The sequence below is a fragment of the Amycolatopsis sp. genome, assembly GCF_036008905.1.
GTDB lineage: Bacteria > Actinomycetota > Actinomycetes > Mycobacteriales > Pseudonocardiaceae > Amycolatopsis.
The window spans coordinates 14,512-32,151 of record NZ_DASYMU010000041.1 but is presented as its reverse complement, the minus strand read 5'-3'; the positions used below and the strand labels follow the sequence as shown (position 1 = coordinate 32,151).

Genomic DNA, 17,640 nt, shown 5'->3' with positions numbered 1-17,640 from the left:
TGATGACAGGCGAAGCTTGAATTACCGGAACTACTTTTGAACGGGCCCACGAGGACGAAGACCGTACATCCCACCATCCACAGCCAACGCTGTGCCGGTGGTGGAAGCTGACAGCGGGCTCGCCAAGTAGACGATCGCGTTCGCGACCTCGTCCGCCGAGACCAGCCTGCCCATCGGCTGACGCGCGGCGAGCGCGGCCCGCTCGGCCTCCGGGTCGGAAGCGGTGTCGAGCAGTCTGCCGACCCACGGGGTGTCGGCCGTTCCCGGGCACACGCAGTTGACCCGGATGTGGTCGGCGAGGTGATCGGTGGCCATCGCGAGAGTCAGCGAGAGCACCGCGCCCTTGCTGGCCGAATACAGCGCCCGCGCCTGCAATCCGGCCCAGGCCGCGATCGAACAGGTGTTGATGATCGCCGCCGACGGCGACTTCCGCAGATGCGGCAGCGCCGCCCGGCTCACCCGCGCCATGCCGACGACGTTGATGTCCAGCACGCGGTGCCATTCGTCGTCGTCGTTGGCCGAAACGTCGCCCTGCGCACCGATTCCGGCGTTGTTCACGACGACGTCGATCCGGCCGAACCGATTTACGACAGTATCAATGGCCGCCACGACCTCGTCGTTCGAGCTGACGTCGGCGCGGAACCCGGTGAGCTCGCCCGGCAGGTTGTCGGGCTTCAGGTCGAGCACGGCCACCGTCGCGCCGCGGGAGGCGAGCAGTTCGGCGGTGGCGAGGCCGATTCCGGACGCGCCACCGGTCACCACGGCGACCAGGCCTTCGAAGTCAGTCACGAGGCACTCTCCGTCCATTCAGGACCGTCGGGGAACAGGAACCGCCGCAGGGTGGCGTCGTGCATACGGGCGGAGAACCCGGGGACGGTCGGGGCGAGGTAACGCCCGTCGCGCACGACCGCCGGGTCGGTGAAGTGTTCGTGCAGGTTGTCGACCCATTCGATGGAGCGGTCGGTATCGGTCCCGGACACCGCCACGAAGTCGAACATCGACAGGTGCCGCACCATCTCGCACAGCCCGACCCCGCCGGCGTGCGGGCACACCGGGACGCCGAACTTGGCCGCCAGCAACAGGATCGCCACGTTCTCGTTGATCCCGCCGACGCGGCAGGCGTCCAGCTGCAACACCGACAGCGCGTCGGCCTGCAAGAGCTGCTTGAAGATCACGCGGTTCTGGACGTGCTCACCGGTGGCGACCTTGATCGGGCTGACCGCCTTGGCGATGGCCGCGTGCCCGAGGACGTCGTCGGGTGAGGTCGGCTCCTCGATCCAGTACGGGTCGTACGGCGCGAGCGCCTCCATCCACGCGATGGCCGGGGCGACGTCCCAGCGCTGGTTGGCGTCCACCGCGATGCGGATGCCGGAACCGACGGTCTCCCTGGCGAGTTTCATCCGGCGGATGTCGTCGTCGAGGTCACCGCCGACCTTCAGCTTGATCATGTCGAAGCCGTCCGCGACGGCCTGTTCGGCTAGCCGCACAAGCTTCGCGTCGGAGTAACCGAGCCAGCCCGGTGACGTGCTGTACGCGCGATAACCGTTGCGCAGCAGCTTTTCCGTGCGCTCCTGACGGCCCGGCACGGCCGCGCGCAGGATGTCCAGCGCTTCCTGTTCGGTGAGCGCGTCACTGAGGTAGCGGAAGTCGACGAGCCCGACGAGCTCCTCGGGCGTCATCTCGGACAGGAACTTCCACAGTGGACGGTCGGCCCGGCGCGCGGCGAGATCCCAGGCCGCGTTGACCACGGCCCCGATCGCCATGTGCGCCACGCCCTTTTCCGGGCCCAGCCAGCGGAACTGCGAGTCACCGACCAGTTCGGCGGACAACTTGGCCAGCGCGGCCGCGTCCTCCGGCACCTCTTTGCCGATCACGTGGTGCTCGAGCGCCTTGATCGCGGCGGCCTGCACGTCGTTGCCGCGCCCGATGGTGAAGGTGAGGCCGTAGCCGTCCGGGCCGCCGTCGGTGTGCAGGACGACGTACGCCGCCGAGTAGTCGGGGTCCGGGTTCATCGCGTCCGAGCCGTCCAGCTCTCGCGAAGTGGGGAACCGGACGTCGAGGACCTCCATCCCGGTGATCCTCGCCATGTCAGGCTTGCCTCGCCGTCTGCTTCTGCCGGCCGAGCCCGTCGATCTCCAGCTCGACGACGTCGCCGTCGCGCAGATACGGCTTGGGCTCGGGCTGGCCGAGCGCGACACCCTCGGGCGTGCCGGTGTTGATGAGGTCACCCGGGCGCAGCACCATGAACTGGCTGAGGTGGTGGATGATCTCGGCCACGGTGAAGATCATGTCGCTCGTCGACGAGTTCTGCCACTGCTTGCCGTTGACCCACAGCCGCAGGCCCAGGTCCTGCGGATCGGCGACCTGGCTCGCCGGGAGCAGCCACGGGCCGAGCGGGTTGAAGTTCTCACACGACTTGCCCTTGTCCCACTGGCCGCCGACGCGGCCGATCTGGAAGTCGCGCTCGGAGACGTCGTGGGACAGCACGTACCCGGCGACATGGTCGAGCGCGTCGGCCGGGCTGTCGAGGTAGCGCGCGGTGCGGCCGATGACCACGCCGAGCTCCACCTCCCAGTCGGTGGCCGTCGAGGTGCGCGGGATGAACAGCGGGTCGGCCGGGCCGACGACGACGTCCGGCGCCTTCATGAAGACCACGGGCTCGCCCGGGATGGCGGCGCCGGTCTCCTCGGCGTGGCGGCGGTAGTTCAGCCCGATGCAGACGACCTTGCCTGGCTGCGCGATCGGCGACCCGACGCGGACATCGGATGACTCCTCCACCACGGGCAACGCGCCGTTTTCGAGCGCGGCGGCGGTTCTGGCGATCCCGTCGGCGGCAAGGAAGCCGCCATCGATGTCAGAGGTCAGCGAAGTGAGGTCATGGAGCGTACCGTCGCTGGCACGCACGAAGGGACGTTCACTTCCCGGTTCCCCGAGACGCAGCAACTGCACGGGCGTTCCTTCCAACAACTCGATCCTTACAACGGGACGATCAGACATCGGATGTATACCGCATCTGTCGTGATCACGGCTAGAGCAATGCCGGTTATGTATCATATATTCATCGGATGGTTGTCCGCTCACGGAATATTTACCAACCCGAAGCAAGTTCCTGTCCAGGGGTTGACTCGACACTGGCGGGAGATTGATGAGCGCGGGTACTGCTGAGCGTGTCCGGGACCAAAGCATCAGGAAGCACAGCAAGGCGCGCTACGCGCTGATCCTCGGCGGACTGTCGGCGTTCGGGCCGCTGTCCATCGACATGTATCTGCCGGCGCTGCCGACCATGACCGACGATCTTCACAGCTCCGACACGGTCCTGCAGCTGACGCTGACCGCGTTCATCATCGGGATCGCGCTGGGCCAGCTCGTGGTCGGCCCGCTGTCCGACGCGATGGGCCGCCGCAAGCCGCTGCTGGCCGGGCTCGCGCTCTACGTCGTCGGCTCGATCCTGTGTGTGGTCAGCCCGAGCGCGGAGCTGCTGATCGTCGCCCGCGTGATCCAGGCGCTCGGCGCGTCGGCGGGCATCGTGATCGCCAGGGCCACCGTCCGCGACCTGTTCTCGGGTACCGCGATGACGAAATTCTTCTCGACGCTGATGCTGGTCAACGGCCTCGCGCCGATCCTCGCCCCGATCGTCGGCGGCCAGATCCTGACGCTCACGTCGTGGCGCGGGGTGTTCGTCGTGCTGACCGTGTTCGGCACGCTGCTGCTGGCGGTGGTCGCCGTCTCGCTCCCCGAGCCGCTGCCCGTCGAGCTGCGCAAACCAGCCAGGCCGATGAGCATCCTGCGCACCTACGCGCGGATCCTGCGCGACAAGTCGTTCGTCGGTTACGCATTGGCGTCCGGGTTGATGTTCGCCGGGCTGTTCGCCTACATCTCCGGGTCTTCGTTCGTACTTCAGGACATCTACGGTCTCAGCCCCCAGGGATACAGCCTGGCGTTCGGCCTCAACGGCATCGGGATCGTCCTCGTCGGGCAGCTCAACGGCCTGATCGTCGGGCGGCTCCCGGAACGAACCCTGCTGATCGCGGGCCTGCTGGCGTCGTTCGCGGGCGGTGTCGGTGTCCTGCTCGCGACGTCGTTGCACCTCGGGCTCGTCGCGCTGCTGGTGCCGCTGTTCGTGCTCGTGTCCAGTATCGGGCTGGTCATGCCGAACGCGAGTTCGCTGGCGCTGGCCGACCAGGCCGGGAACGCGGGCTCGGCGTCCGCGCTGCTGGGGGTGCTGCAGTTCGTCATCGGCGGCCTCGCGACGCCGCTGGTCAGCCTCGGCGGCCCGGACACCGCGGTGCCGATGGCCCTCGTCATGGCCGGGTTCGCCACCCTGGCCCTGCTCGTCTTCTTCACCCTCGCCCGCGCCAAGACTCCCCTGCCCGTCGCCGACGTCCCCCTCACCGCCTAGGCGCACGTATCGCCATCTGTCGACAGATGGCGATACGTAACTCGCTTACGACGTCTCGGCGAGTTTCGCGAGATCGTCGTCTCGGAGTTGGGCCGCGGTCACCTTCATGCGACCGTCCACAAGGGACTTGAGCGCATCGCCGTCGTCCCACATATTGACGTTCATCGCCGCGCTCACCTCACCGCCACGCACCCAGAACGCGGTGAATTCGCGGGACGCCAGATCGCCGCGGACAACGAGCTCGTCGGTGTCGAGATCCGCCAGGCCCCGGTATTCGCAGCCAAGGTCGTATTGGTCCGAGAAGAAATAAGGCGAGTTCAGGTACGGCTCGTTCTCGCCGATCAGGTTCCCCGCCACGTGCGTGCCCTGGTTCTTCGCGTTGGCCCAGTGCTCCACCCGGACCCGCTTTCCGTACCGCGGATGGAAATGCGCCGCGATATCCCCGGCGGCGTAGACATCCGGCGCGGCCGTGCGCAAACCCGCGTCGACACAAACGCCGCCGTCATCGGCGATCTCCAGCCCGGCCGCATGCGCGAGTTCGACCCGCGGCGCGGCGCCGACGGCGACCAGCACGACGTCGGCGGTGAGCTCTTCGCCGTCGCCCAGCCGGACACCGCGGACACCGTCCGGGCCGCCGGTGAACTCCGCGACCTTCGCACCGAACCGCCAGTTGACACCGTGTTCGGTGTGCAGACCGTGGAAGACCGCGGCCACCTCGTCACCGAGAACCGAAACGAGCGGCGCCGAACTCCGGCTGACGACGGTGACTTCGGCACCGTGCTTACGCGCAGCGGCGGCGGCTTCTGAGCCGATCCAGCCCGAGCCGACGATCACCACCCGTTCGGCGTCGATGAACGCCGAGCGCAGCGAGAGCGAGTCCTCGATGGTGCGCAACGTCTTCAGCCCGGGGAGGTCCGCGCCGGGCACCGGCACCGAGCGCGGCCGCGAGCCGGTCGCGAACAGCAGCCTGTCGAAGCTGTGTTCGCCGCCCGTGTCGTCGAGCACCAGCCGCGCGCCGAGTTCGACCCGCGTCGCGGTGACGCCTTGCCGATGGGTAATGGCGTGCTCTTCGTAGAACGATTCGTCGCGCACCCAATCGGGTTCGTCCTTGTCGCCGAGAAGTACACCTTTGGACAGCGGAGGTAGCTCGTACGGGCGATGTTTTTCGGTGCCCAGAAGGAGTATTTCGCCCGCGAAACCACGGTCCCGCAGCCCCGCCGCGGCGGACGCACCCGCCAGACCAGCGCCGACGATCACGATTCTCTTGGGGTCAGACATCGAACCTCCCGGGTATTGCAAGCGTTTTCACCCGGACGCTACCGCTGTCGGCGTCTTCGAGCAGCCCACTGAACCCGTCGGTAGTAATTTACGGAGTTCCGCGTCACGACCGCGTGGCCCACCCGTCACAGCCATAGAAGAACCGGAAAAACTGGACGAATCAAGGAGGGCGAAGGCCGTGTCGACTCGGGACGAATGGTCGATCTCTTGCCGCGACCTGGCAGGCAGGCGCAGAGACGTGACCGTGTTCGTCAGCAGTGACAAGGTCGTGCTCGTCGTACCCCCCGGAGAGGCCGCCGTTCTGGGTCCTCTCGACGTCGGGCGCCTGCGCGCGGCCTTGCGGGACGCGGTGGTCGTCGTGGCACGAACTCCGGAGAACGAAGCCGACACCCCTTCCTACTGACGGGTAGGTAGTGGCATCATCAAGACATGAAAAAGACATATTTCGTGACAGGCGCAACCGGTTTCCTCGGAAAACGCCTGGTCGCGCGCCTACTGAACCGGCGCGACACGGAAACCGTCTACACACTCGCCCGGGAGACCTCCCGCGGCAAGCTGGCCGCGCTCGCCGAGCACTGGCCGAACTCCGAGCGACTGGTCCCCGTCATCGGCGACCTCACCGAAGACGCGCTGGGCGTCGACATCACCGCCCTCGGACGCGTCGACCACGTCGTCCACCTGGCCGCCATCTACGACCTGACAGCCGGCGATGCCGCGAACCGCGCCGCCAACGTCGACGGCACCCGCAACACGATCGCGTTCGCCGCCGCGGCCGGAGCGGGCTGGCTGCACCACGTGTCGTCCATCGCCGTCGCCGGGACCTACGCCGGGAAGTTCACCGAAGCCGACTTCGACCTCGGCCAGAGCTTCGCTTCGCCTTACCACGCAACGAAGTTCCAAGCCGAGAAGCTCGTGCGCGAGCAGACTGCCGTGCCGTACAGGGTGTATCGCCCCTCCGCGGTGGTCGGCGACTCGCGGACCGGCGAGATGGACAAGATCGACGGCCCGTACTACTTCCTGCCCGCGATCTCCCGCCTCGCCGCGCTGCCCGCCCGGCTTCCGCTCGCCGGACCGGATCTCGGCGCGACGAACCTCGTCCCGGTGGACTACGTCGTCGAGGCGATGGAACATCTCATGCACGCCGAAGCGCCGTCGGGCAGCACGTACCACCTCGCTTCGCCGCGGCCGCAGCCGCTGAACGAGGTCTACAACGCCTTCGCCCGCGCCGCCGGGGCCCCGCGCATCGGCGCGACACTGCCCGCAGGCGTGTCCGCGATCATCAAAAACGCCGGTAGCCGGGTCGCGAAACTCGCCGCCGCCGGAGTCGACCGCATCCCCGGCGGCCGGTCCGCCCGGGCAAGTGTGTTGGCAGAACTCGGTGTCCCGCTGGAAGTCCTGCCGCATCTGAGCATGCCGGTGGACTTCGACACCGCCGTCACCACGGCCGCGCTGGCCGGGAGCGACATCGAACTCCCCGCGCTGCGCGAGTACGCGGGCCCGATCTACCGCTACTGGCTGGAGCACCTCGACGTCGACCGCGGCCGGCGGCAGGACCCACGCGGACCGTTGCACGGCAAGGTTGTTCTCATCACTGGCGCGTCCTCGGGCATCGGCAAGGCGTCCGCGCTGGCCGCCGCCCGACGCGGCGCCGAGGTCCTCCTCGTGGCCCGGCGCGCCGACCAGCTCGAGCAGGTCCGCCAGGAGATCGCCGACGGCGGCGGCAAGGCCCACTCGTACCCCTGCGACCTGACCGACGGCGACGCGATCGACGCGCTGGTCAAGGACGTCCTCGCCGAGCACGGCGCGGTCGACATGCTGGTCAACAACGCCGGCCGCTCGATCCGGCGGTCCGTCCAGCTTTCGACGGAACGGTTCCACGACTACGAGCGCACGATGGCCGTCAACTATTTCGGCCCGGTCCGGCTGATCCTCGGCCTGCTGCCGTCGATGACCGAGCGGCGCTTCGGCCACATCGTCAACGTCACCACGCAAGGCCTGCAGACCGACACCCCGCGCTTCACCGCGTACCTCGCGTCGAAGGCCGCACTTGAGGAGTTCGGCCGCACCGCGGGGCGCGAAACGCTGTCCGACGGCATCACCTTCACCTCGCTTCGGATGCCGCTGGTGCGCACGGACATGATCGCGCCCGCCGCCGCGTCCTATGAGGCGATCCCGTCCAGCAGCCCCGAACGCGCGGCCGCGTTGGTCATCAAGGCGCTCGAAAAGCGGCCCGAGATCCTCAACCTCCCCGAAGGCACGGCCGCCGAACTCGCCTCCCTCACCGCGCCACGCCTGGCCCGGTTCGTCGCGCACCTGGCTTACCGCGCGATGCCGGAGTCCGCGCCGGAAGCACGCGGGCTCCCCCGCCAAGCCCCACTGGCCTCCGTCGCCGCGGCAGTCACCCGACTCGCGTGGCGGCGCCGGGGCTAGCAGCGAAGTTCGGACTGCCCACACTTGCCCACACCTGTGCACAACTTGCCCGCGAGTGTGCACAGCCTGCACTCGGACATGCGGAAGCCGGGAGCGTCAGGGGTGGGAGTGGACGAGGCGGGTGAACTGGGCCAGGAGATCGGCGAGGTCGACGGGGTCGCCGGAGGCGGCGAGTTGCTGGTAGCCGATGAGCATGGCGAGGCCCAGCGAAGTGACGACTTTCGCGGTGGAGCGGTCCCCGATGATGCCGAGGACCGCTTTGCCGACCGTTTTCGTCCGCGCGGCGTCGACGCGTTTTTGCGCGAAGCGCACGGTTTCGTCGTTCATGCCCCACGCGCGGATCGCGGCTTCGGCGCCGTGGCGCAGGCCCAGGGTGAGCTTCATCAGCGCCTCGAAGTCCGCTTCCGGCCCCGAAGTACCCCAGTCCAGCTCACGCAGGAGCACCACCTGCCGGTTCTCCCAGAACTCCAGCAGCGCACCGACGAACGCCGGCCAGCTGCCGAAGTAGTGGTAGAACGACCCGCTAGTCACACCGAGGCGCTTGCACATCCGGCCGATGTTGAGCCCTTTGAACCCGGACTCGGCGAGCACGTCGAGCGCCGCGTCAAAGTACTGCTCCCTGCTGACGATCGTCGGCACCGGAATCCTCACACGTTGCGGCTCTTGTCCTGCCAGTATTCCTTGCGCAGGCTACGCTTCAGGATCTTGCCGGTCGCGTTGCGCGGCAACGCATCGACGACGTCGACGGTCTGCGGGCACTTATAGTGCGCGAGCCGCGCGCGGCAGTACTCGATCAGCTTCTCCGCGTCGATGGTCTCGCCCGGCGCCGGGGACACGACGGCCTTCACCGTTTCGCCCCACTTCTCGTCCGGTATCCCGATGACGGCGACCTCGGCCAGGCCCGGGTACTCGGCGATGACGCGTTCCACCTCGGGCCCGTAGACGTTCTCGCCGCCGGTGATGATCATGTCCTTCAACCGGTCTTCGATGAAGATGAACCCGCCGTCGTCGACCCGGCCGATGTCACCGGTCCGCAGCCAGCCCCCAGGAGTGATGGTCTCCGCGGTCGCCTCGGGTTTGCCGAGGTAGCCCGACATCCGCTGCTCGGTACGGAACCAGAGTTCGCCCGCTACGCCCGGCTCGACGTCTTCGCCGGTCACCGGGTCGACCACCCGCATGTCGATCCCCCGCAACGGAACACCGGCCGACGCCAGACGCTCCGGGTGTTCGGCGTCGAGATGCGCTTCCGGGGACAGCGCGGTGACCATGCCCGACATCTCCGTCATGCCGTACACCTGCACGAAGTTCGTGTCCGGCCACACTTCGAGCGCGCGCCGCAGCACCGGCAGCGGCATCGGCGAAGCGCCGTAACCCATGTAATGCAACCCCGAGAACGCCTTGATCGCCTTCTCGCCGCCCTGCAGGATGCCCGCCACCACCGCGGGCACCACGAACGCGTGGGTCGCCCCGGCCGCCAGCGCGCCGAACAGCGACGCCGGGTCCGGCTCCCGGGTCATCGTCATGGGGATCCCGCCGAAGAGACCCGAGATGGCGTAACAACTTCCGCCGACATGGAACAGCGGCATGGCGACGAGCAGCCGCGACCGGTCCGTGTGCGGGAACGCCGACAGCGCGGCCTCGCTGTGCGCGAGCAGCGCGTGATGGGTCAGCACCGCGCCTTTGGGGAACCCGGTGGTGCCTGAGGTGTACAAGATCAGCACGCCGTCGCGTGAATCGACTTCGGACGTGCCCACGAACGGTTCGGCGGCGGCCACCCAGGCGTCGAACTCGTCGGCGACCACGATCACCTTCTCCACAGTGGACAGTTCACCGCGGATGGTTTCGATGGTGGACAGTACTTCCGGGCCGACGAACAGGATTCGCGCTCCACTGTCGTTCACGACGTAGATCAGCTCTTCGGGCGACAGCCGCCAGTTCACCACGGCGTTCGCCGCACCGACGGCGGCCGCCGCGAACGTCGTCTGCAGGCAGGCCGCGTGGTTCTTGTCCACGAACGCGACCCGGTCGCCCTTGCCGATCCCGTCCGCCGCCAGCGCGCCCGCCAGTTTCGCGATGTGGTCCCGCAGCTCCAGCCAGGTCCACGCGCTGTCCTGGTAGGTCATCGCGTTGAGGTCCGGCTTCTCACCCGCCCAGCGGTCGAGAATGTCTCCGAGCGACCGGACGTCGGTGTCAGGCATGGCAGGTCCTTTCGGGCGCCGCAACATAGAGTGCTCTATGGTGCATCGTGATCCCCGAACGGTCAAGCCTCTTAGACGCACTCTCAGTTGCGCAATAGTGCTTTCGCGATCTGCGTGACCTGGATTTCATTGCTGCCCGCGTAGATCATCAGCGACTTGGCGTCCCGCGCCAGCTGCTCGACGCGGTATTCGGCCAGGTAACCGTTGCCACCGAACAACTGCACGGCTTCCATCGCCACCTCGGTGCGACCTCCATCTTGGCCAGTTTGAGCTGGATCAGCTGGAAGCGCCCAATTTCCTGGCCCCACAAAGTCCGGTTCTTCGCGTAATCGACACACAGCCGGTGGCATTCGTTGATAATTCCCAAGGAAAGCGCCGCGACACCCATGCGCTCGTACGAAAAGCTTTCGCGCGCACTGTCCTTGCCGTCGCTCTGCTCACCGAGCAACCTGTCCGGGCCGAGGCGGACGTTGTCGAAGAACAGCTCCCCGGTCGGCGACGAGTTCATGCCCATCTTCTTGACCGGCTTCGACTGCGTCAGCCCAGCCATCCCCGAATCGAGCACGAACGTGAGGACCTTGCGCTCACGCCGATCCACGCCGTCGCCCTCGTCGAGTTTCGCGTAGACGACGATCGTGTCCGCGCACGGCCCGTTCGTGATGAACGTCTTCTGTCCATTGAGGACATAGTCGTCCCCGTCGCGCCGGACGTACGACTTCATCCCGCCGAACGCGTCCGAACCGGAGTCCGGCTCGGTGATCGCCCACGCGCCGATCTTCTCGAAGGTCGCCAAACCCGGCAGCCAGCGCTGTTTCTGTTCCAGCGTGCCCTTACTGAGGATGGTCGACGCCGTCAGCCCGATACTCACCCCGATCGACGCGACCAGCCCGAGGCTGACCCCGGCGCGGCGGCTTCGGCGAACTGGCCGAGGACGAGGGCACCGACCAGTGCGATGGTCATCATCACTCACGCCCATCCGTTGAGACGGTCTCCCACGTTTTCCAAGGTCCAGGGCCCCTCGGTCTCGGTCGTCTTGACCTCGTGCCAGCCCTCCAGCAGCGAGATCGCGCCACCCTGCACGGCGAACATCTTCCCGTTGTGCGGGCATTTCTCGCTCGCCAGGTACGCGACGAGCGGCGAGATGTTGGCCGGGCTGAACGCGTCGAACTCGCCTTCCTCGACCTCCTGCGCGAAGATCGCGCCCATGCCCGGAGTCGCCAGGGTGAGCCGCGTGCGGGCGATCGGCGCGATAGCGTTGGCGCGGACGCCGTAGCGCTCAAGCTCTTGTGCGGCGACCAAAGTCATCGCCGCGATCCCCGCCTTGGCGGCGCCGTAGTTGACCTGCCCGGCGTTCGGCATGAACGTGCCCGACGCCGACGCGGTGTTCACGATCGCGCCGCTGACCTGCTCGCCCGCCTTGACCCGCGACTTCCAGTACCCGGCGGCGTGCCGCATGGTCGCCATGTGCCCCTTGAGATGCACCGCGATCACCGAGTCCCACTGCGCTTCGTCGAGGCTCGCGATGAACCCGTCCCGCAGGATGCCCGCGTTGTTGATCAGGACGTCGAGCCCGCCGAACTCGCTGACGGCCTGATCGACGAGCGACTCCGCGCCCTTCCAATCGGCCACGTTGTCGGTGTTGGCGACGGCCTTGCCGCCGGCGGCCATGATCTCGTCGACGACTTCCTGCGCGAGCCCCTCGTCCGCGCCGCTGCCGTCGTTGCCGCCGCCCAGGTCGTTGACCACCACGCTGGCGCCTTCCCGCGCGAAGAGCGACGCGTGCTCACGCCCGATGCCACGCCCGGCGCCGGTGATCACGGCGATCCGCCCGTCCAGTGCACCCATTGCCGCTCCTCAGTCCGCGATGACGGCCAGGCCGTCTTTGACGACGACAGCGTCGCCCACATTGGTTTCGTACCCATAGGTTCCGGCGCCCGAGCGCCAGATCCAGGTGCTCATGTCCTGGCCAGGGAGTACCGGATTCGAGAAGCGCACCGCGAGCCGCTTGAGTCGCTCGGTGCGCGAATCGGCGACCTCGGTGAGCACTGCCCAGGACGTGAAAGCCAAGGTGCACAAGCCATGCGCGATGATCCCGGGCAGCCCGGCCAGCTTCGCGATCTCCTCGTCGAGGTGGATCGGCATCGGATCACCGGACGCGGGTGAATACCGGAAGGTCTGGTCGTCGTCGACGTGCTGGACGACCTTCGCGACCGGCGCGTGCGCGCGCAGCGACTCGTCGAACTTGTGCCCCGGCGAGAGCTCACCGACGGTCTCGCCGACGTCGAAACTCCGCACGAACGTGATCACGTACTGCTCGTTGACCAGCTCGCCGTCCTCGGTCCGGCACTCGAGGTAGGTCGCCGAGCGGGTGCCGTTGGGCAGGCCCTCCCAGCCGATCATCTTGGCGCGCGACACCAGTTTGTCGCCCGCGCGGATCGTCCGGTGGAACACGAAGTCCTGTTCCCCGTGGACGACCCGCCGGATCAGCTCGACCGGCATGGTCTCGATGGCCGGTTCGAGCAGCGAGTCGAACACCGGCACGATCGCGAACACCGGCGGCGCGATGTCCCCGGCGAGATGCTCCTCGATCGGGTCGTTCGTGGCGCGCGCGTACTCGGCGATGCGCTCACGCGTCACCTCGAACCGGCTCTCGTCGGTCCATCGGCCGAGGCCGGCGTGGTCGAAGACGAGCCCGCTCATCCGACCAGCTCGGCGAACTTCGCGAGCGAGGCGTCGAGGTTCTTCTTGCCGTCCTTCTCGACGGCCTTGCCCAGCGCGCCGACGATCATCTGGCCGCTGAACTCGGCGTCGATGGTCGCGACGGAACCACTGTCGGACGCCTGCACCGACAGCGCGAACCCGACCTTCACCCCGGCCATCCCGGTGCCCGAGATCACCAGTTTGGTGGGTGCGTCGAACTCGTCGACGGTCCATTCGATGGTGTTCGGCATGCCCAGCATGGTGACCACTTCGGCCACCTTGGCGCCACGGGCGAACTCCGTCGGCACGTCGCCCTTCCACTTGGTGTGGATGGTCAGCCACTTCTCGAAGTTGCCGGGGTCGGAGAACTCCGCCCACACCTTGTCCGGTGCGGCGGGCAGGTCGACCGACGCGGTGATGCGGCCCATGAAAACTCCTTAGCGGTTGGCGCGCTGGTAGGCGGTGACGACGGCGGCGCCGCCGAGACCGATGTTGTGCTGCAGGGCGGCGGTGACGTTGTCGACCTGCCGGTTGCCCGCGGTGCCGCGCAGCTGCCAGGTGAGTTCGGCACACTGCGCGAGCCCGGTCGCGCCGAGCGGGTGGCCCTTGGAGATCAGGCCACCGGACGGGTTGACGACCCAGCGGCCGCCGTACGTGGTGTCGTTGGCGTCGACGAGCTTGCCGCCTTCGCCCTCGGCGCAGAGGCCGAGCGCTTCGTAGGTCAGCAGTTCGTTGACGGAGAAGCAGTCGTGCAACTCGATGACTTGCACGTCGTCAGGTCCGAGACCCGACTGTTCGTACACCTTGAGCGCGGCGGCCTTGCTCATCTCGCAGCCGACCAGCGCGGCCGCGGTCTTGGCCTCGAAGGTGCTCGCGAAGTCGGTCGTCATGGCCTGCCCGACGATCTCGATCGCCTGGCCGGCGAGGTCGTGGCGCTCGACGAACGCCTCGCTCGCGATGATCGCCGCACCCGAGCCGTCCGACGTCGGCGAGCACTGGAGCTTGGTCAGTGGCTCGTAGACCAGGCGCGAATCCAGGATCTCCTGGAGCGTGTAGACGTCCTGGAACTGGGCGTACGAGTTGTTGACCGAGTGGCGGTGATTCTTCTCGCCGATCTTCGCGAACTGCTCGGGCGTGGTGCCGTACTTGTCCATGTGCTCGCGGCCCGCCGCACCGAACATCCAGGGCGCGGCCGGCATCGCGAAGTCGTAGAGTTCGCCGAGTGCCAGCATGTGCTTGAGCAGCGGCTGCTCGCGGTCCTCGAAGGTCGATCCGAGCGAACCCGGCTTCATCTTCTCGAAGCCCAGTGCGAGCGCGCAGTCGGCGGTACCGCTTCGCACCGCTTGTGCGGCAAGGTAAAGCGCGGTCGAGCCGGTGGAACAGTTGTTGTTGACGTTCACGATCGGGATGCCGGTCAGGCCCAGTTCGTAGACGGCCCGCTGCCCGGCGGTGGACTCGCCGTAGACGTAACCGACGTAGGCCTGTTCGACCTCTGCGTAGGCAATTCCGGCGTCTTCCAACGCCTTGGTGCCGGACTCCTTCGCCATCTGCGGGTAGTCCCAGTCTTCCCGGCGCCCGGGCTTCTCGAACTTCGTCATCCCGACGCCGACCACATACGTCCTGTTCGCCATGGGCAAGAACATACCAACAAGGATGTATGTTAGCCAGACTCTCGTGATCGTGGTTGTGCCAGGATCGGTCGTATGACTCCGGCACCAGAAAACCGTGCAGTGCCCGCTGATCCGACCCAAGCGAACGACTACGACAGCCTCGCCGGGGCATATACGGCCGAGAACGAGACCAGCCTCATGAACGCCTACTACGAACGGCCCGCGACCCTGGCCCTCGCCGGGGACGTCACCGGCCGGCGGATCCTCGACGCCGGCTGCGGCTCGGGACCCCTGTTCGCGGCGTTGCGCGACCGGGGCGCCATCGTGACCGGGTTCGACAAAAGCGCCGGGATACTGGAGCAGGCCCGGCGGCGGCTCGGCGCCGACGCGGACCTGCGGGTCGCCGACCTGGCCGACCCGCTGCCCTTCCCCGACGACTCGTTCGACGACGTCATAGCGTCCCTGGTACTGCACTACCTGCAAGACTGGGGACCGACGCTCACCGAGCTGCGGCGCGTGCTGAGGACCGGTGGCCGGCTCATCGTCTCGGTCGACCATCCCTTCATGATCAACCTCATCCATCGCCAAGCCGGGCCCAGGCCCGACTATTTCGAGACGCACAACTGGACCGAAGAATGGACCATGGGCGGCCAGACCGCCCAAATGAGCTTCTGGAACCGGCCACTGCACGCGATGACCGACGCCTTCACCGCGGCCGGCTTCCGGATCTCCGTCATCAACGAACCCCACCCCGTGCCGGCCGCCCGCGAGCTGTTCCCCGACGACTTCCACATCCTCGACACCTTCCCGAGCTTCCTGTTCTTCGTCCTGCAGGCCGACTGACCGCCGCGGGCCTGCCGGTCGCTTCCGTCACAAAAGAGGAAAGGATTGCCGGTTCACGCAAAATACGGCGCAAAAACTTACTGAGTCCGGTTTCATTGCTTGTTTATCGCCGCCTGGTTACGCTTCGGGCAATCAATTCCCCATGCTCTTGGTCAATGCTGATCGAAGGGATTCCCCCATGGCGGTTTCACGTCGTGCTTTTCTGTCCACGGCAATGGCCGGAACCGCGCTCGGAGTATTGGGCTTCCCGGAATTCACACGTGCCTCCGCGGCCAGTCCGCCCGGAGACGTCGTCGGCAAGATCACCGTCGGTTACCAGGGCTGGTTCGCCGCCCCCGGCGACGGCGCGCCGATCAACGGCTGGTGGCACTGGAGCCAGAACTGGGGCCAGCCGCCGTCCCCGAGCAACACCAACATCGTTGCCTGGCCGGACATGCGCGAGTACACCCACACGTATCCGACGGCGTACCAGAACCTCGGCAACGGCCAGCCCGCGACGCTGTTCTCGTCGTACGACCAGCAGACCGTCGACACGCATTTCCTGTGGATGCAGCAGAACGGCTGTGACACCGCCGCGCTGCAGCGGTTCAACCCGAACGGCGGCGAGGGCGCGACACGCGACGCGATGGCCGTCAAGGTGCGCGCGGCGGCGGAGTCGCACGACCGCAAGTTCTACATCATGTACGACGTCACGGACTGGCTGAACTTCCAGCCGGAGATCAAGACCGACTGGCTGAACAAGATGAAGGCGATGACGGCGTCGCCCGCGTACGCCAAGCAGAACGGCAAACCGGTGGTCTGCATCTGGGGTTTCGGCTTCAGTGAGCCGAGCCGCCCGTTCACCCCGCCGCCGTGCCTCGAGGTGATCAACTGGTTCAAGGCCCAGGGCTGCTACGTGATCGGCGGGGTGCCGACGTACTGGCGCACCGGCGTCGAGGATTCCCGCCCGGGCTTCGGGGACGTCTACCGGGCGTTCGACATGGTGTCGCCGTGGATGGTCGGGCGAATCAGCACGGTCGGCGGTTCCGACGATTTCTACAACCGGCTCACCGTGCCGGATCAGGCCGATTGCACTGCACGCGGCGTCGACTATCAGCCGTGTGTGATGCCGGGTGATGTCAAAGGACGTCATCGCGCGCACGGCGATTTCATGTGGCGGCAGTTCTACAACGTGATCCGCGCCGGGGCGCAGGGCATCTACATTTCCATGTTCGACGAATACAACGAGGGCAACCAGATCGCCAAGACCGCCGAAACGCTGGCGACCGTGCCCGTCGGCTCGGGCATGCTGGCGCTCGACGAGGACGGCACGCCCTGTTCGTCCGACTACTACCTGCGGCTCACCGCGGACGGCGGCCGGATGCTGAAGGGACAGCTCGCGCTGACGGCCGTCCGCCCGACGCGGCCGACCTTGACCGGCGGCGGCGACACCCAACCGCCGAGCGCGCCAGGCAACCTCCGCGTGACCGGGCAGACCGACACCACGGTTTCGCTGGCGTGGAACGCTTCCACGGACAACATCGGCGTCACCGGCTACCGCGTGAGCAACGGCGGCACCACTTCGGAAACGTCGTACACCGTCACCGGCCTGACGGCGTCGACCGCGTACAGCTTCACCGTCACCGCGCTCGACGCTGCGGGCAACAGCTCGGGCGCGTCGAACACGGTGAACGTGACCACGAACGCGCCATCGGGGAACACGAACCTCGCGCTCGGCAAGCCGACGTCGGAGAGCAGCCACACGCAGAACTACGGCAGCGGCAACGTGACCGACGGAAACGCCGACAGCTACTGGGAAAGCGCGAACAACGCGTTCCCGCAATGGGTCCAAGTCGACCTCGGCGCCGCGACCGGCGTCAAACGGCTGGTGCTCACGCTGCCCCCGGCGACGGCCTGGGCCGCCCGCTCCCAGACCGTCGCCGTGCAAGGCAGCACCAACGGCTCGACGTTCACGACGCTCGCCGCCGCGGCTTCCTACTCGTTCAACCCGTCCTCCGGAAACCAGGCGACGATCACGCTCCCGGCCACGGCCTCCACCCGCTACCTCCGGCTGACCTTCACCGCGAACACCGGCTGGCCCGCCGCCCAGCTCTCCGAACTCCGCGCCCACCCCGCCTGAGCGCTCCGGAATATGTCGACACTTTCCGAGTTTTTGAGGCTCCTGGGACTCCAGTGACCCCTG

Annotated in this window: 17 protein-coding genes; 5 read left to right on the top strand and 12 right to left on the bottom strand. The window is 67.3% G+C overall.

Features of this window, described 5'->3' with window-relative positions; translation table 11 throughout:
* Positions 1 to 30: 30 nt before the first annotated feature.
* Genes VGP60_RS08075 through VGP60_RS08065 form a run of 3 tightly spaced genes read right to left on the bottom strand, consistent with a single transcriptional unit; the run spans position 31 to position 2,949 of the window.
* A complete protein-coding gene (locus tag VGP60_RS08075; RefSeq protein WP_327547257.1) occupies positions 31 to 789 on the bottom strand; it encodes an SDR family oxidoreductase in 759 nt (252 codons plus the stop codon).
* On the bottom strand, positions 786 to 2,087 hold the full coding sequence (locus VGP60_RS08070) for an enolase C-terminal domain-like protein (RefSeq protein WP_327547256.1): 1,302 nt from the start codon (positions 2,085 to 2,087) through the stop codon (positions 786 to 788). Before VGP60_RS08070 ends, VGP60_RS08075 begins: the two co-directional genes overlap by 4 nt.
* A gap of 1 nt (position 2,088) precedes the next feature.
* Positions 2,089 to 2,949 (bottom strand): fumarylacetoacetate hydrolase family protein, encoded by an 861-nt coding sequence (locus VGP60_RS08065; protein ID WP_327547255.1) that lies wholly within the window; start codon positions 2,947 to 2,949, stop codon positions 2,089 to 2,091.
* 196 nt (positions 2,950 to 3,145) lie between these two features.
* Between VGP60_RS08065 and VGP60_RS08060 the strand changes: the two genes are divergently transcribed.
* Complete coding sequence (locus tag VGP60_RS08060) at positions 3,146 to 4,399, top strand: multidrug effflux MFS transporter (RefSeq protein ID WP_327547254.1); 1,254 nt, start codon at positions 3,146 to 3,148, stop codon at positions 4,397 to 4,399.
* Between the two features lie 45 nt (positions 4,400 to 4,444).
* On the opposite strand, the gene VGP60_RS08055 is transcribed toward VGP60_RS08060, so the two are convergent.
* Entirely contained in the window at positions 4,445 to 5,677 is a 1,233-nt protein-coding gene (locus VGP60_RS08055) for an NAD(P)/FAD-dependent oxidoreductase (RefSeq protein ID WP_327547253.1), read from the bottom strand.
* 178 nt (positions 5,678 to 5,855) lie between these two features.
* Between VGP60_RS08055 and VGP60_RS08050 the strand changes: the two genes are divergently transcribed.
* Together VGP60_RS08050 and VGP60_RS08045 are read left to right on the top strand one after the other, a co-directional pair.
* Positions 5,856 to 6,080, top strand: a complete 225-nt coding sequence (locus VGP60_RS08050; protein ID WP_327547252.1) for a hypothetical protein — start codon at positions 5,856 to 5,858, stop codon at positions 6,078 to 6,080.
* Between the two features lie 26 nt (positions 6,081 to 6,106).
* Entirely contained in the window at positions 6,107 to 8,107 is a 2,001-nt protein-coding gene (locus tag VGP60_RS08045; protein ID WP_327547251.1) for an SDR family oxidoreductase, read from the top strand.
* Between the two features lie 96 nt (positions 8,108 to 8,203).
* On the opposite strand, the gene VGP60_RS08040 is transcribed toward VGP60_RS08045, so the two are convergent.
* The 8 genes from VGP60_RS08040 to VGP60_RS08005 all read right to left on the bottom strand — a co-directional run bounded on the left by VGP60_RS08040 (position 8,204) and on the right by VGP60_RS08005 (position 14,636).
* Positions 8,204 to 8,746 carry a TetR/AcrR family transcriptional regulator gene (locus VGP60_RS08040; RefSeq protein ID WP_327547250.1) on the bottom strand — a complete coding sequence of 181 codons (543 nt, stop codon included), beginning with the start codon at positions 8,744 to 8,746 and terminating at the stop codon, positions 8,204 to 8,206.
* Between the two features lie 8 nt (positions 8,747 to 8,754).
* Positions 8,755 to 10,305, bottom strand: a complete 1,551-nt coding sequence (locus VGP60_RS08035) for a long-chain-fatty-acid--CoA ligase (protein WP_327547249.1) — start codon at positions 10,303 to 10,305, stop codon at positions 8,755 to 8,757.
* Between the two features lie 83 nt (positions 10,306 to 10,388).
* Entirely contained in the window at positions 10,389 to 10,502 is a 114-nt protein-coding gene (locus tag VGP60_RS08030; protein WP_327547275.1) for an acyl-CoA dehydrogenase family protein, read from the bottom strand.
* Positions 10,454 to 11,173 (bottom strand): acyl-CoA dehydrogenase family protein, encoded by a 720-nt coding sequence (locus tag VGP60_RS08025; RefSeq protein ID WP_327547248.1) that lies wholly within the window; start codon positions 11,171 to 11,173, stop codon positions 10,454 to 10,456. Before VGP60_RS08025 ends, VGP60_RS08030 begins: the two co-directional genes overlap by 49 nt.
* Positions 11,174 to 11,271: 98 nt before the next feature.
* Complete coding sequence (locus VGP60_RS08020; RefSeq protein ID WP_327547247.1) at positions 11,272 to 12,150, bottom strand: SDR family oxidoreductase; 879 nt, start codon at positions 12,148 to 12,150, stop codon at positions 11,272 to 11,274.
* A gap of 9 nt (positions 12,151 to 12,159) precedes the next feature.
* Positions 12,160 to 13,005 carry a MaoC/PaaZ C-terminal domain-containing protein gene (locus VGP60_RS08015; RefSeq protein WP_327547246.1) on the bottom strand — a complete coding sequence of 282 codons (846 nt, stop codon included), beginning with the start codon at positions 13,003 to 13,005 and terminating at the stop codon, positions 12,160 to 12,162.
* Positions 13,002 to 13,433, bottom strand: coding sequence for a type II toxin-antitoxin system Rv0910 family toxin (locus VGP60_RS08010; protein WP_327547245.1), 432 nt, complete (start codon positions 13,431 to 13,433; stop codon positions 13,002 to 13,004). Before VGP60_RS08010 ends, VGP60_RS08015 begins: the two co-directional genes overlap by 4 nt.
* Positions 13,434 to 13,442: 9 nt before the next feature.
* Entirely contained in the window at positions 13,443 to 14,636 is a 1,194-nt protein-coding gene (locus tag VGP60_RS08005; RefSeq protein WP_327547244.1) for a lipid-transfer protein, read from the bottom strand.
* A 72-nt stretch (positions 14,637 to 14,708) separates the two neighbouring features.
* Between VGP60_RS08005 and VGP60_RS08000 the strand changes: the two genes are divergently transcribed.
* Entirely contained in the window at positions 14,709 to 15,458 is a 750-nt protein-coding gene (locus tag VGP60_RS08000; protein ID WP_327547243.1) for a class I SAM-dependent methyltransferase, read from the top strand.
* Between the two features lie 178 nt (positions 15,459 to 15,636).
* On the top strand, positions 15,637 to 17,577 hold the full coding sequence (locus VGP60_RS07995) for a discoidin domain-containing protein (protein ID WP_327547242.1): 1,941 nt from the start codon (positions 15,637 to 15,639) through the stop codon (positions 17,575 to 17,577).
* Positions 17,578 to 17,640 lie beyond the last annotated feature (63 nt).

Excerpts from the sequence above, each read along its gene's own strand:
- VGP60_RS08045 (WP_327547251.1), top strand. The coding sequence starts at position 6,107 with ATGAAAAAGACATATTTCGTGACAGGCGCAACCGGTTTCCTCGGAAAA.
- VGP60_RS08060 (WP_327547254.1), top strand. The coding sequence starts at position 3,146 with ATGAGCGCGGGTACTGCTGAGCGTGTCCGGGACCAAAGCATCAGGAAG.
- VGP60_RS08010 (WP_327547245.1), bottom strand. The coding sequence starts at position 13,433 with ATGGGCCGCATCACCGCGTCGGTCGACCTGCCCGCCGCACCGGACAAG.
- VGP60_RS08055 (WP_327547253.1), bottom strand. The coding sequence starts at position 5,677 with ATGTCTGACCCCAAGAGAATCGTGATCGTCGGCGCTGGTCTGGCGGGT.
- VGP60_RS08070 (WP_327547256.1), bottom strand. The coding sequence starts at position 2,087 with ATGGCGAGGATCACCGGGATGGAGGTCCTCGACGTCCGGTTCCCCACT.
- VGP60_RS08035 (WP_327547249.1), bottom strand. The coding sequence starts at position 10,305 with ATGCCTGACACCGACGTCCGGTCGCTCGGAGACATTCTCGACCGCTGG.
- VGP60_RS08020 (WP_327547247.1), bottom strand. The coding sequence starts at position 12,150 with ATGGGTGCACTGGACGGGCGGATCGCCGTGATCACCGGCGCCGGGCGT.
- VGP60_RS08005 (WP_327547244.1), bottom strand. The coding sequence starts at position 14,636 with ATGGCGAACAGGACGTATGTGGTCGGCGTCGGGATGACGAAGTTCGAG.
- VGP60_RS07995 (WP_327547242.1), top strand. The coding sequence starts at position 15,637 with ATGGCGGTTTCACGTCGTGCTTTTCTGTCCACGGCAATGGCCGGAACC.
- VGP60_RS08000 (WP_327547243.1), top strand. The coding sequence starts at position 14,709 with ATGACTCCGGCACCAGAAAACCGTGCAGTGCCCGCTGATCCGACCCAA.
- VGP60_RS08015 (WP_327547246.1), bottom strand. The coding sequence starts at position 13,005 with ATGAGCGGGCTCGTCTTCGACCACGCCGGCCTCGGCCGATGGACCGAC.